This window comes from Flagellimonas flava (assembly GCF_050617915.1).
In the GTDB taxonomy this organism is placed as follows: domain Bacteria; phylum Bacteroidota; class Bacteroidia; order Flavobacteriales; family Flavobacteriaceae; genus Flagellimonas; species Flagellimonas flava_A.
Genome location: NZ_JBODQE010000149.1, coordinates 1 through 241, shown reverse-complemented (window position 1 = coordinate 241; position 241 = coordinate 1). Strand labels below are relative to the sequence as shown.

Sequence of the window (241 nt, the reverse complement as noted above, 5' to 3'; positions counted from 1 at the left end):
ACACATCCAACTTTCCAAATCAGTTTACGAAAAACTGGCCCACAGGGGAACAACCGAGGGCGTTTTAGCACTTGTTGAGAGCAAGGAGCATCTACTGGAAAATCTGGAGTTTAAAAATCCAAAACCTTTGGTTTTGGTTGCTGAAGCCCCTGAGAAACCAGGAAATATTGGTGCCTTGTTGCGTACAGAGGATGCAGCGGACATCGATGCCGTATTGATAGGCAATCCCCGCTCCGACCTT

General features: G+C 47.3%; 1 pseudogene. It reads left to right on the top strand.

The annotated features are described in order from the left end of the window. Window positions 1–241, top strand: a pseudogene (locus tag ACRHOZ_RS21340) (RNA methyltransferase); the annotation flags it as partial.